The sequence below is a fragment of the Shewanella sp. SM23 genome, from assembly GCF_025654295.1.
In the GTDB taxonomy this organism is placed as follows: Bacteria; Pseudomonadota; Gammaproteobacteria; order Enterobacterales; family Shewanellaceae; genus Shewanella; species Shewanella oncorhynchi.
On record NZ_JAKKRM010000008.1, the window covers coordinates 124,864 to 137,108 of the forward strand.

General features: G+C 47.2%; 15 protein-coding genes and 1 pseudogene. 10 read left to right on the forward strand and 6 right to left on the reverse strand.

Annotated elements, in window-relative coordinates; genetic code table 11:
* Positions 1–11: 11 nt before the first annotated feature.
* From L5L98_RS12110 to L5L98_RS12120, 3 genes are all read right to left on the reverse strand, one after another.
* A complete protein-coding gene (locus tag L5L98_RS12110; protein WP_173248045.1) occupies positions 12–926 on the reverse strand; it encodes a hypothetical protein in 915 nt (304 codons plus the stop codon).
* Positions 927–983: 57 nt separating this feature from the next.
* Positions 984–1,382: a nitrous oxide-stimulated promoter family protein gene (locus L5L98_RS12115; RefSeq protein ID WP_173248043.1), complete on the reverse strand. Its 399-nt coding sequence runs from the start codon at positions 1,380–1,382 to the stop codon at positions 984–986.
* Between the two features lie 146 nt (positions 1,383–1,528).
* On the reverse strand, positions 1,529–1,888 hold the full coding sequence (locus L5L98_RS12120) for a DsrE/DsrF/TusD sulfur relay family protein (RefSeq protein ID WP_263141108.1): 360 nt from the start codon (positions 1,886–1,888) through the stop codon (positions 1,529–1,531).
* Positions 1,889–2,161: 273 nt separating this feature from the next.
* Between L5L98_RS12120 and L5L98_RS12125 the strand changes: the two genes are divergently transcribed.
* From L5L98_RS12125 to L5L98_RS12155, 7 genes are all read left to right on the forward strand, one after another.
* Positions 2,162–2,998, forward strand: coding sequence for a hypothetical protein (locus L5L98_RS12125; RefSeq protein ID WP_263141110.1), 837 nt, complete (start codon positions 2,162–2,164; stop codon positions 2,996–2,998).
* 143 nt (positions 2,999–3,141) lie between these two features.
* Positions 3,142–3,453, forward strand: coding sequence for a hypothetical protein (locus tag L5L98_RS12130; RefSeq protein ID WP_105250486.1), 312 nt, complete (start codon positions 3,142–3,144; stop codon positions 3,451–3,453).
* A 9-nt stretch (positions 3,454–3,462) separates the two neighbouring features.
* Positions 3,463–4,917: a protein adenylyltransferase SelO gene (locus L5L98_RS12135; protein WP_263141113.1), complete on the forward strand. Its 1,455-nt coding sequence runs from the start codon at positions 3,463–3,465 to the stop codon at positions 4,915–4,917.
* A 13-nt stretch (positions 4,918–4,930) separates the two neighbouring features.
* Positions 4,931–5,263 carry a DUF3630 family protein gene (locus L5L98_RS12140; protein ID WP_212600622.1) on the forward strand — a complete coding sequence of 111 codons (333 nt, stop codon included), beginning with the start codon at positions 4,931–4,933 and terminating at the stop codon, positions 5,261–5,263.
* A gap of 2 nt (positions 5,264–5,265) precedes the next feature.
* Entirely contained in the window at positions 5,266–6,288 is a 1,023-nt protein-coding gene (locus tag L5L98_RS12145) for a serine/threonine protein kinase (protein ID WP_263141119.1), read from the forward strand.
* Positions 6,289–6,417: 129 nt separating this feature from the next.
* The gene (locus L5L98_RS12150) at positions 6,418–7,026 is read left to right on the forward strand and encodes a thiol:disulfide interchange protein DsbA/DsbL (protein ID WP_168826000.1); all 609 of its coding nucleotides are present in this window, start codon (positions 6,418–6,420) and stop codon (positions 7,024–7,026) included.
* A gap of 504 nt (positions 7,027–7,530) precedes the next feature.
* Positions 7,531–7,743 (forward strand): DUF1107 domain-containing protein, encoded by a 213-nt coding sequence (locus L5L98_RS12155; protein WP_006083486.1) that lies wholly within the window; start codon positions 7,531–7,533, stop codon positions 7,741–7,743.
* On the opposite strand, the gene L5L98_RS12160 is transcribed toward L5L98_RS12155, so the two are convergent.
* Positions 7,740–7,961, reverse strand: a complete 222-nt coding sequence (locus tag L5L98_RS12160; protein ID WP_006083484.1) for a cell division protein ZapB — start codon at positions 7,959–7,961, stop codon at positions 7,740–7,742. The genes L5L98_RS12155 and L5L98_RS12160 overlap by 4 nt on opposite strands.
* A gap of 179 nt (positions 7,962–8,140) precedes the next feature.
* Here L5L98_RS12160 and L5L98_RS12165 point away from each other — a divergent pair, with 179 nt between their 5' ends.
* Entirely contained in the window at positions 8,141–9,634 is a 1,494-nt protein-coding gene (locus tag L5L98_RS12165) for a Na+/H+ antiporter NhaC family protein (RefSeq protein ID WP_263141130.1), read from the forward strand.
* A gap of 81 nt (positions 9,635–9,715) precedes the next feature.
* Positions 9,716–10,069, forward strand: a complete 354-nt coding sequence (locus L5L98_RS12170; protein ID WP_173248029.1) for a RidA family protein — start codon at positions 9,716–9,718, stop codon at positions 10,067–10,069.
* Between the two features lie 162 nt (positions 10,070–10,231).
* Here the strand turns inward: L5L98_RS12170 and L5L98_RS22385 are convergent, their stop codons facing one another.
* Positions 10,232–10,573 carry a hypothetical protein gene (locus L5L98_RS22385; protein ID WP_317633954.1) on the reverse strand — a complete coding sequence of 114 codons (342 nt, stop codon included), beginning with the start codon at positions 10,571–10,573 and terminating at the stop codon, positions 10,232–10,234.
* 13 nt (positions 10,574–10,586) lie between these two features.
* Positions 10,587–10,858 (reverse strand): annotated as a pseudogene (locus tag L5L98_RS22390) (Rho-binding antiterminator).
* Positions 10,859–11,087: 229 nt separating this feature from the next.
* Between L5L98_RS22390 and L5L98_RS12180 the strand changes: the two are divergent.
* Complete coding sequence (locus L5L98_RS12180) at positions 11,088–12,179, forward strand: branched-chain amino acid aminotransferase (RefSeq protein WP_263141137.1); 1,092 nt, start codon at positions 11,088–11,090, stop codon at positions 12,177–12,179.
* The last annotated feature ends 66 nt before the right edge of the window (positions 12,180–12,245 follow it).

The window sequence follows — 12,245 nt, forward strand, 5'->3', positions numbered from 1 at the left end:
AGTTTCGCCAATTAGTTCTTAGGTGGCGAAGAACCTTGGTTTTTTTCTGCATCGTCCTGCTGAACTTGATGCAAAAATTCATACTCCTCTGGGGTGAGAATATTTTCAATGACGAGTGGGCGTTGCTCTAGCTGTGGTTCGGCCATGCGGCCTTTTAAGTAGGCAGAGCGGGTGATTTGCTTTAGCCCATACACCGCCAGCATATACATGCTCAGTAGTAAGGTCAGCCTTGGCAATGCGTGGGAAAGTAGCGATAGATTATCACCAAGATAGAAAGGCAAGATCACCACAAATACGCGGATTAACCAATTCAACAACATGGCCAAGGTCAAGCTTATCAGCCAACGAAACCGAATGGTGCCGAGCGCCTCTTGGGTTTGAGTGACATCTCTTTGATTGCGCTTATGTCGACGAAACAACATCCACAGCGCGATAAAGTAAAAACAGGTTTGTACAGATAACAGCGCTGGGAGTAGAGCGCCCCATTGGCTGATACTCATTTCTTTAAGCATCAGAGCTATGGGTTGCCACTCGTTGATGGGATGCGCAGTTAATCTTAGGGCAATATCTAAAATGGCGAAAACTAATGTTAATGCAGATGGCCAGTAATGCTTTGAAAAACCTAGCGGTTTATTGGTTGGCGCTAAACTGCGTTTGCAATAGAGATAGAGCAAAGGCATGAGCAAAAAATAGATAGGGTTAATCAGATTGAATAGGATATGAATGGGAATTGGACTGTTATCGCGGTTCAACATACCCGTGAGGAAGTATAGAGCAATAAGACTTAAGAAAGCGGCGAGGAGTTTTTGGTTAGCGTCTGGGTGATAGAAATAGCGAATATAAATAGCTAACGCGAGGCAATGTACGCCTCCAAATAATGACAACCACCAGTAAGCTTGAGTGAAAAAACTATGAAACTCGTTCATATGCGATACCTCGAGCCCTGTTATATCAGGGAAATCGGCTCGGTAAAAGTATCGCCGTTAGTTTTTCTGCTGGCTTGCTATGCGCCGATGACGATTTGAAGCCGCCTCTGGCACAACGCTGGGAACGGGAACGCGTTCTGCGAGTAAGTGTTTGATTGCACGAACGGGATGCGGTAATAACATCCGTGGACCAGAAAAGATCATGATCTCTTTGACGATTTGTTTCTGCGCGGGTTTGTAGCAATGTACTGGGCATTTATTACAGGTGGGTTTGTTTTGTCCGTAGGGGCAGCGATCTAGGCGTGTCGCGGCATAATCCAATAGCTCGATGCAATCTACACATAGACCTGTTGAGTCTTGGCCTTGGTGTTTCGCTTTGCAATAAATCGCCACCATAGCGGCAATGGTTTGGTGTTCGTACAGGAGTTTGCCCGTAAGCAGTGTGGCTGTGCCCATTGGAATACCTTAGCTTGTCACTCGGATATCCCATCATAGGCAGTGAAATTGGCGCTGACAAAACGAAAGCGCCAATTTATGAAGGTGCGCACAAAATAGGGCTTTAAACAATCCTTCATCCTCAATGTCGCACTTACAAGTCAACCTTAGATATGCATCACTTTGTCGGCAGCTAATGTCCAGCGAGTTAAATCTTGCAGTGTGCCTATATATGCACCTTCGATAATCATTTCTGCAGTGACGCCTCGTGCTTGAGCGCAGGTCTTGCAAAGTAGAATAGGAACTTGCTGTGCCGAGAGAATTTCAAACATCTGCTGCAGGTTGTAGCTTAAGTCAGGTGTGGTTTGATTTTTGAGTGCGCCAAACACGGCATCTGACATGAGAAAAAGTTTAAGATCGACCGCTTGCTCGTCCTGATCCTTCAGGGCTAATGCGATGCGTAAGCTATTAAATAGCTTTTCTGTTCCGTAGGGACTGGCATGGGCCACGATAAGAATACTTTGCATCAGGTTTTCCTTATGTTTGTTATAAGCAGGTGGATGGGGGGATTAGGGAATTGGATTGTGCCAGTCTAGCGCAATTGGCTATAACTATTTGAGCGCAAGATCGTATAAAAAGGCATAAATACTTGATTTGCACCGACACAATGGACTTTAATAGCGGTTAATCTCTGCTCAATTTTTAGCTAGACTCGGTTGCCATGGACACTGTCCTAATGGACGTTGGCAAACCCATTGACACGGCTTCTGATGAGAAGCAGCCATCAAAGGTGAACAAGAATGAAGATTTTAGTCGTATTTATACTGATTGCTGTCGGGGTGTTTTTATTCCTTCGCGCGCAGCGATTAGCGAAAGAAGAACAAGAGGCGATGAAACCCAAGTCGACCTCGGTAAAACCTGTAGTTCCCACCGAAGAGGCACCTATTTTCTCCGCTGCTGAGCCCGAGCGTTTAGAACCTGAGCCAGTTAACAGGGTTGAGGATACTGGCGTGGCTGAAGTAGAGCCCGTTATCGAAGTTGAAGCCGAATTAATGCCCCGTGAGACCGAAAACCCTGCGAGCATTTCGGTGGCGCTAGACACAGATATCATCGAAGTCGATATACCTGCAGCCCATAACGAAGAGGCGGTGATCATTTTAGGCACTACGCCTACAGATGAACAAGCTGACACCCAAGATGACGCAGAGCCAGCATCGAACACACGTTCTGAGGTCGGTGCGCCAGGGGCTTGGGCGAATGTGACTTTAGTTCGGGCCTTTGAGGAGTATCAAGGAGCGACGTCAGCCAGTGCTCGCTATACCGCGCTGCAAAATATGATTGCTGAATGCTACAAACAGCGTAAATCGGCGGATTACCTCAACTATGGTGCTCAATTAGCGGAAGAGTATATTGCACTGTTCCAAGCGGCTAGCGCCGAGCAAGGCAAAGATACTGAGCTTAAATCTTCCGGTTTCCTGCATTTAGCCACCTTGTTAAATGATACCCAAGCCTTCGATGCCGCCATTGTCATCTGTCGTAAAGCACTCGAGCTTGGGCTGAGCGATGGCACTGTCACTGGCTTTGAGGGCCGAATCAACCGGATTGAGAAAGCACAGACTAAAGCAACCACGGCTTGATATGTTGTAGGGAGCGCTTAGCGGGTAAACCCTTAGTCGAAAAGCGGTTATTTCCCTCGTCTAAGCAGTGTAGAATCCCTGCTAACTGAATGCGCAAAAGGCGAACTAAGGTTCGCTTTTTTTATGGGCTTAATAGGGGAAAAATGAAACTAAGCTATGCCTTACCGAATGTCTTATTCGGGCTTGGATTATTGCTACTCAGTGGCTGTACTAAAACCCCAGAATGGACCCTATTTTATTATCCCGATGTGAGTGCCATTCCGGTGACGCCTTTGCAGGCCGAAGATATTAATGGTTACTACGATTCTCTAGAGCAATGCCAGAGCAAGGCTCATGGTATGCAACGTCTAAGTCGTTCTGGCGTGAGTGGTTTTGGTCTTGGATCTTATCAATGTGGGCACCTATGTGAGTTCGACGATAAGTCGGTGCTGGTTTGCAAGACCATGAGCCAATAGGTGGACAAGATGAAGTTTAAACAGGATTTTTTTACTCAGCTGCCTGAGTTTTACTCGCAAGTATATCCACAAGGGATAACTAAGCCTGAATGGCTGGCATGGAGTAATGACGCCGCGCAATTGATTGGCTTGAGCCAACCCACCGATGAGTTGTTATTGGGCTTATCTGGCAATGCGGCCGTCGATGGCGCGACTTACTATGCCCAAGTGTATAGCGGCCACCAATTTGGCGGTTACACGCCGCGCTTAGGGGATGGACGCTCGATCATTTTAGGTGAAGCGATTGGTCCAAATTGCGCATGGGATGTCGCCCTTAAAGGTGGCGGTCCGACGCCTTATTCGCGCCGTGGTGATGGCCGCGCTGTGATGCGCTCCGCGGTGCGCGAGTTTTTAGTCTCTGAGGCGCTGCATCATCTGCAGGTGCCGACGACCCGCGCCTTGGCTGTGATTGGCTCTGATTTGCCTGTATGGCGTGAGAGCCAAGAAACCGCAGCCATTACCGTACGTTTAGCCCGCAGCCACATTCGTTTCGGTCATTTCGAGTTTTTCTGCCACAGTGAGCGCGGCCGTGCCGACAAGCTGACTCAATTACTCAACTTCACTATTACTCAGCATTATCCCCATTTGAGTTGTGATGCCGCAGGTTATAAAGCGTGGTTTTTACAGGTAGTGCAAGATACCGCTAAGATGATTGCCCACTGGCAGGCGGTCGGTTTTGCCCATGGCGTGATGAACACAGACAATATGTCGATTCTAGGTGACAGTTTTGACTTCGGTCCCTTTGCGTTCCTCGATACATTCCAAGAAGACTTTATCTGTAATCATTCTGATCCCGAAGGTCGCTATGCCTTTGGTCAGCAGCCGGGCGTCGGTTTGTGGAACTTGCAACGTTTAGCGCAGGCGCTCACGCCAGTGATCCCATCCGATGACTTAATTGCCATTCTTAATCAATACCAAGAGGCGCTAGTGCAGCCTTATTTGCGCTTGATGCGGGCAAAATTGGGTCTCTCTACCGTTGATGTTCCGTCGGCGGATCAGGACAAGCAGGATCTCGAACTCATAGGTCGATTTACTGTGCTGATGGAGAAAAATCAACTCGATTACACTCAAACTTGGCGTCAATTAGGCAAGTTAGATCCGACCAGCAAACACAGTGCGCTACGGGATGACTTTATTGATGTCAGCCAGTTTGATACTTGGTATCAAGCCTACCAACAGCGATTGGGCGCAGTAGCGGATATCCCTGCGTGGCAAACTGAGCGCAATAGTGTGAATCCCAAATATATTTTGCGTAACTATTTAGCCCAAGAGGCGATAATCGCGGTGGAAGAGGGTAATCTTGCGCCGCTGCATTTGCTGCAAAAAATCTTAACTCAGCCCTTTGCCGAACACGCAGAGCATGAAGACTTAGCCAAGCGTCCACCGGACTGGGGCCAAGGTTTGATCATGTCATGTAGTAGTTGATGGGATAACAAGCATGAAATTACCAAGCAAGCATTTAAAAGCCATGAGCTTAGATACCATTAGCTTAGATAAAAGTGCCTTAAGTTTAGCGGTCAGTGCGGATATCGATTTTGATCGTTTCGCCGACTTTGCCGAACCCTTAGCCGCGGCGCTCGATTGCACTGTGCGCGAGCGTCAGTGGGGCGCCGATAGGCACCAATGGTTATTAGAATTTGAAGGCAGCCAGTTATGGCTCAATTATGAGTTTTACGGCAACATTTGCTGGCTCTCGACCGAACGAGAAGCCGATTTTGAGGTGCTGGAATACTTAGCCACTTTGCTGCAACCTCACCTAAGAGTGAACTGAATATGAGTCAGAATATGACGCCACCGACCGCGAGTCCTAGCGGCGCAGAGTTCCATTTTCAAGCCCTAACACCGGATTTGATCTTAGATGCGATCGAAAGTCTGGGCGTGTACCCGGAAACGGGCTTACTCGCGCTGAACAGTTACGAGAACCGCGTGTATCAGTTCCGTAGCGATGAAGGACTGCGCTATGTGGTGAAGTTCTATCGCCCAGACCGTTGGAGCGATGCGCAGATCCAAGAGGAACATGATTATGCGCTCGCACTCGCGGCAGAAGATATCCCGATTGCCGTACCTGTAATTATCGAAGGCCATACGTTACACAAGTACCAAGGTTATCGATTTACCCTGTTTCCTTCCTTGGGTGGTCGCGCCTTCGAAGTCGATAATTTAGAGCAGCTGGAATTAGTGGGTCGGTTCATCGGTCGGATACACCAGTACGCGGCGCAAACGGTATTTGCTGAACGTGAACCGCTGAATCCGCAGATTTTAGGCGCCGAGCCGCTCGCGTGGTTAAAGCAATCTAATCTGGTGCCTAATAGCCTACGCTTGCCGTTCTTTACCGTAGTAGAGCAAGTGTTGGCAAAGGCGAATGCGATTTGGGATCGCCAAGATTTTGCGGCCATTCGTTTGCACGGCGATTTACACCCAGGCAATATTTTGTGGACGCCAGACGGTCCCGGATTCGTCGATTTAGACGATGCTCGCATGGGGCCGGCGATTCAAGATTTATGGATGATGCTAACCGGGGATAGAGCGCAGCAACTGATGCAGCTTGAGATCTTACTCGAAGCCTATGAAGAATTTTGTGAGTTTGATACAAGACAGTTAGCCTTGATTGAACCGCTGCGGGCGCTGCGTATGGTGCATTACAACGCGTGGATTGGCCGTCGCTGGGACGATCCGGCCTTCCCGATGAACTTCCCTTGGTTTGGGGATGAAAAGTATTGGGAACAGCAGATTTTGGCGTTCAAAGAGCAATTATTTGCCCTTAGCGAACCACCACTGAGCCTAGTGCCGTATTAGCATTGAGCAAAATATGATTTCACAGACGTATCTTGTGACATTAGATTGAACTCTTAAGCTTGAGTTACACTCAAAAAATGGAATATGTTAGTCTCCAGCCAATTTATCAAAATGATTTAAGGAATTTTCATGAAAAAAGTATTACTCATGGCCGCGGCTCTGTTACTGGCGCCACTGGCAGTATCGGCTGTGGAATACCAAGAAGGCGTGCATTACACAGTGATTAACGATGGCCCAGCAACAGCGAAGCCTGAGATTACTGAGTTTTTCTCTTTCTATTGTCCGCATTGTTTTACTTTCTCTAAAACCGTAGTGCCAAAAATTCTCACCGATAAGCCAGAAGGCGTTGCGTTTAACCAAGCACACGTTGATTTTATCGGCAAAGAGATGGGGGTTGAAATGTCACGCGCATTTGCAGTCGCACATCAGTTAAACGTTGATGAGAAAATGGATGCGGCGTTATTCTCTGCTATTCATGAGAAGAAACAGCATTTTACTAATCGCGATGATGTTCGTGCCGTGTTTATTGCTAACGGTGTCGATGGTAAAACCTTCGATGCGGCCGCAGAGTCTTTCATGGTAAAGGCGCAAATGGCAAAGATGAAGCGTGATACTGAAAACGCTAAGCTGACGGGTGTACCTGCTCTGGTTGTTAACGGTAAGTACCGTGTTGAAACAGGGGCAATCAAATCCTACGACGAGCTGTTAGAAATTGCTTTCTACCTAGCAAAAAAATAGTTCGATAGGCGTTACCCGCACTGCTGTCATATGAGCGGATGATAATGCTGTATCGATTGCATGTTAAAGAGAGCCTAAGGGCTCTTTTTTATTGTGGCGGTTGGCAACAACAAGGCAAATAAAGCTTTGATAGGGGTCTTAACGTACTGAGTGGGCTTCTGTAGGCTAGGCGTTTGAACTTATTGAATAAAGACGAGGCAAAAAATGGGCAAAAAAAACCGTACTTCTTGTAAAAGAAAGTACGGACTTGAGCCAGAGGACTCATTTTTACCCTGAGTAACGCTAATAATTTAGCAGAGTGTCAAAAAATTGGCAAGTGACATTATTGTGGCGTTCTTCTTTTTTACTCACAGGGTGACATATTCATAGTTTAACTAAATCAAACGATTAAGTATTTTTGGCGATAAAAGATGAAAAATACCACTCTAACGATGAAACTCAAGTGGCAAAGCTTCTGTCAAACAACTGTAATCAATAACAACAAGAATGCTTGTAGGTGGTCATATGAGAGTTTTTCCTGTCTACGCACCTAAGCTTATCGTTAAGCACGCGCGTATTTTTCTCACTGGTGTTATTTGGGTTAAAGATTTAGGACGATTGGAATTTGAGAAGGGACGGTTTTTACTGCCAAGAAAAAGCCTGCCAAAAGTGAAGCAGGCTATTTTAGAATTGAACGAACTGATCGAAGCGCAGCATCATCAAACTAATGCAGTTTAGATTTCGCTGTTTAACAAGCCAACAAGGCCAGTCACTTTTTCGTTCCAAGAAGTGAGTTCTTCTTGTAGTTGCTGGTTTTGCGCATTCAATTGTTGATTGTGCTCACTCAGCGTAGACGCTTTTTGCTTCTCTTCTTCAAGCTCCATTTTTAGAAGCTCGATAGTTTCGAGTGCAGCCTGGATTTTGGTTTCCAGTTTGGACAGTAATTCAAGGCTCATCTGGAGAGTCCTATGGTTTCTGGATGGGACTGTGATTCTAGCAGTGCCTAGAACTTAAGGAATAGCGATTCTTGCCGTTTGGTTAAAAAACACTCTATTACTGGGTTCTAAATTAAGTTTTTTTGCATTTGTTATTAACTCGTTAGTATTCTTGGTTTTATTTTTTATCGGAATGGTCCATGTCGCCTAGTTTGCTCGCCATACTCCCGCTATTGTTGACCTTAACCTTAGCCCTATTTTTACGCCGCACGCTGGTGGCGTTAGGCGTAGGTATTGTCTCTGGTGCCCTATTAATCGCCCAATTTGATCCTCTGCAAACTGGGTTGTATTTGCTTGATATTGGTGCAAAACAATTTTATGCCCAAGGTGCTTGGCAAGCGTGGCATCTCAATGTGCTGTTCGCCATGTTACTGCTCGGTAGCATGACGCAATTGTTAGCACGTGGTAGTGCCGTGGGTCAGTTTGGTGATTGGCTGTATAGCCGTATTCGTACTGAACGTCAGGCGCGTCTTGGGGTCGTATTTCTTGGTTGGTTAGTGTTTATCGATGGGATTTTCAGTTGTCTTGCTGTCGGTCATGTTTGTCAGCCGCTCAGCCAGCGTTATGGTATTCGCCATGAGCAGCTCGCCTATTTAGTTGATTCCAATGCTTCGCCTTTATGCGCGCTATTGCCTTTCTCCAGTTGGGGCCCCTATGTGATGGCGCTTATCGCGGGGATCAGCTTTTTACCTGTGTCGCCGCTGGAAGCCTTTATCGATGTGGCCCTATTTAACTTTTACGCCATAGTGACCTTAGGCTTGTCCGTGCTCGTCGCTTGGTATGGCGTGGGCTTTCGCTCTTTTGTCGTCGCGACTGTGGTGGATTCTTCTAGTACAGTTGAGGCCAAGGGTAATCCTTGGCTGCTCGCAATCCCTATGCTGACTCTGCTGTCTGCTTCAGTGGGATTAACTTTGTGGTCTGGGGCTCAGCAGGTCTCTTCTTGGGATGTGTCACTTTGGCTTGCTAAGGCTGATATTGGCGCTTCTATGCGCGATGCTTGTTTGTTGGCAACCTTAGTCACTCTTGCCATGTTAGGCTTGTCTGGGCGACGTTTAACGGCGTTAGTGGGGGATTTGAGCCACGGAGTTCGCATGATCGCCTTCGCCATTGCGATTTTACTCTGCACTTGGATGATTGGCGCTGTGATCCAAGATCTTGGCGTCGCTAAATTATTGGCTGCTTGGGCTAAGGCTTATCTTTCCCCGCATCTGCTGGTAGCGGGAATGTTTTTACTCTGCGCGATAATGGCTTTTGCGACGGGTTCAAGCTGGGGAACATTTGCAATTATGATCCCTATTGGCGCAGAGATTGCCCATAACTTAGATCCTCATTTATTGTTACCTGTACTGAGCGCTGTGATGGCGGGGTCGGTTTTTGGCGACCACTGCTCGCCCATTTCAGATACCAGCGTGCTCAGTGCGACCAGCTCAGGTTGCGCTCCCCATGACCATGTGGTGACTCAGTTGCCCTTTGCTTTGATCGCGGCATGCGCAGCCTTAGTCGGATTTCAATTAGTCAATTTAGCCGTGGCGACGCCGTTAGTGTGGCTGGCCGTGGTGAGCTGTAGTCTAGGATTATTTGTCTTGATGGCACGTTTTTATTCACCTTTGCCCAGATTCGTGGCGCAGACATAAAGTCAGTTTATCGCTAAAATGGCCGATTCGGTTCTTGCTGAGCCATTTATTTAAGTGCATCTGATTTAAGAGATTATCAATATGAGTATTACCCGTTTAGATGTAGGTACCCGCATGAGCAGTATAGTGATCCATCAAGGTACTGTGTATCTGTGTGGTCAAGTGGCGAAGGACAAGTATCAAGGTATCACCGAGCAAACTGTCACTATGCTTGAGGAGGTCGATACCTTGTTAGCGCAGGCGGGAAGTTCGCGTGAGCATTTACTGTCAGCGACTATTTATCTGAAAGATATGGGTGATTATGATGCGATGAATGCGGTATGGGATGCTTGGGTGCCTAAAGGTCATGCGCCAGCCCGTGCTTGTGTGCAAGCCGCTATTGCCGAGCCAGAATATTTGGTTGAAGTCTCAGTGATTGCGGCGGTTGCGGTTTAAGCGCTAAGCTATTTTTCGTCCCGTTTAGAAGCCTGTTTCGATCCCTATTTCGAATCCTGTCACCGAGTGTCATGACTCGGTGAAGCTTTTCCGCAATACACCTCGCTAACTAAACCTGTATTGTTCAGCAGGTCCACTCTCTTCTAACAAAACCCTTTTGCTTTAACCTAATAAGTATTCCATTAAATGTGCAGGGACAAGCGGCGGATGATCCCCATATTGTTCTGAGAGTGCGGTGGCGATAGTCTCAATATCTTGTTGGGCTAAGCCTTGTTCGATAATGGCAAACGCCCAAGGAGCCTCGGTTTTGAGTTTGAGGAAATAAGGCGTTTCGACAAATTGTGCGAGTGAGTAAGCGGAGCCTCCTAAACCATGCCCCCAACCTTCGCAGACCTGAAAGGGTCTATCCAGATGTGCCATATCAAATTCAATGAGATGGGGGTATTGGCCGTTATGCCCACCGATCCAGTGACCGATTTCAACCGATAAAATCATAGTTGCCATGTTATATCCTTTGCTAGGGTTGCTTGGCCGCAATGAGTACTCGGCTAAATTCGCATTAGGCTCGAGGGGTGTGATGGCGGCGATATGGTCGAGTCTAAGGGACTGTTTAGTTTGTTGCAGTTGGATGATAAGCCACTCAGTTTTGTCGGCTCTTGTCTGTGTGGTGATGGCTTTACCTTGGCACTGGGTGCCATCAATAAGCTCAATGTTGAGTTGATAACCACGCAGACAGGCGAGTTCGAGATAGTCGTAGTGGGCGCAGGGGATCATTTTATAATCTGACATTGGATCATCTCATTGGGAGTTCGACCCTATTGTGGCAAAAATACTTGCCATTGGCATTATGTGTGACCCAATGCGGATTGTTTTATCCTGTCTCTGAGGCCGTGTGAAAAGTTGAACCAAGCGTGTTAGCGAGTTTTTTATTTGCTTAGACCTTTAGATATGCGCGCCCCTCTTGACTTTATTCCTGTCGCTCCCTAGTCTGCTTGTTCAGTAATCAAGGTGGTATGCGATGGAAATAACTTACAATTTAAAACCTGCGTCCGAGCGCCGTACTGAGCAATTCAAGCCCGAGGGTAATGTGGGCTTTGGTAGCCTCAGAACCGATCATATGTTTTTGATGGATTATCATGATGGACAATGGTGCGATCCGCGCATCGTTCCTTATGGACCATTTGAAATGGCACCGGGTGCAATGGCGTTGCATTATGGCCAGTCGATCTTCGAAGGCGCTAAAGCCTTTATGCATGAAGACGGCGAGATTTATACTTTCCGTATTAATAAGAATGCCGAGCGGATGAATCGCTCCGCCGATATCGTCTGTATTCCCAATATCGATGAACAAATGCAGATGAATGCGATCAATGCGTTGATTGATGTCGATCGCCTCTGGTTCCCGATGCAAGAAGGCGCGTGTCTGTATATTCGTCCTTTTATTTTTGCGACCGAAGACCGCCTCTCTGTGAGCCCAAGTTCGCGTTATACCTTCTGTGTCGTGTTAAGCCCAAGTGGCGCTTATTACGCGGCTGGCGTGAACAAAGGCATACGCTTACTGATCAGCAAAACTTTCCATCGTGCTGTATCGGGTGGCACTGGCGCCTCAAAAGCCGCGGGTAACTATGCGGCTTCATTGCGTGCGGGTAAAGCGGCGGCAGCCTTTGGTGCATCGCAAGTGTTATATCTCGATTCGACCAATCAACAGATTGAAGAAGCGGGCGCGATGAACCATTTCCACATTCTGAAAGATGGCACTGTGATTATTCCAACCTTCACAGATACTATTTTGAAGTCGATCACCTCGCAATCCATTATGGAATTGGGTGAGATGCTCGGTTGTGAAGTGCGCCAAGAGACTGTCATGCTTGATAAATTTATCGCTGATATTGAATCAGGTGAAATTATCGAGGCGGGTGGTTTTGGGACGGCGGCCGTGGTTTCTGCTGTGGGCTCCTACATTTTTGAAGATGGCCATGTTGTCACTGTCGGTAATGGTGAAGTGGGCGAGCATGTTCAGCGCATCTATAAACTGTATACCGAAATCCAAAAGGGCCATATTAAAGGTCCTGAAGGCTGGGTTAAGCGTGTTGAACGTTTAGCAAAGTAAGGAATTTGTGGTGATGTTTAAAGGCTCCTAGGAGCCTTTTTTATTGGCTGTTTTTGTCGATAATGC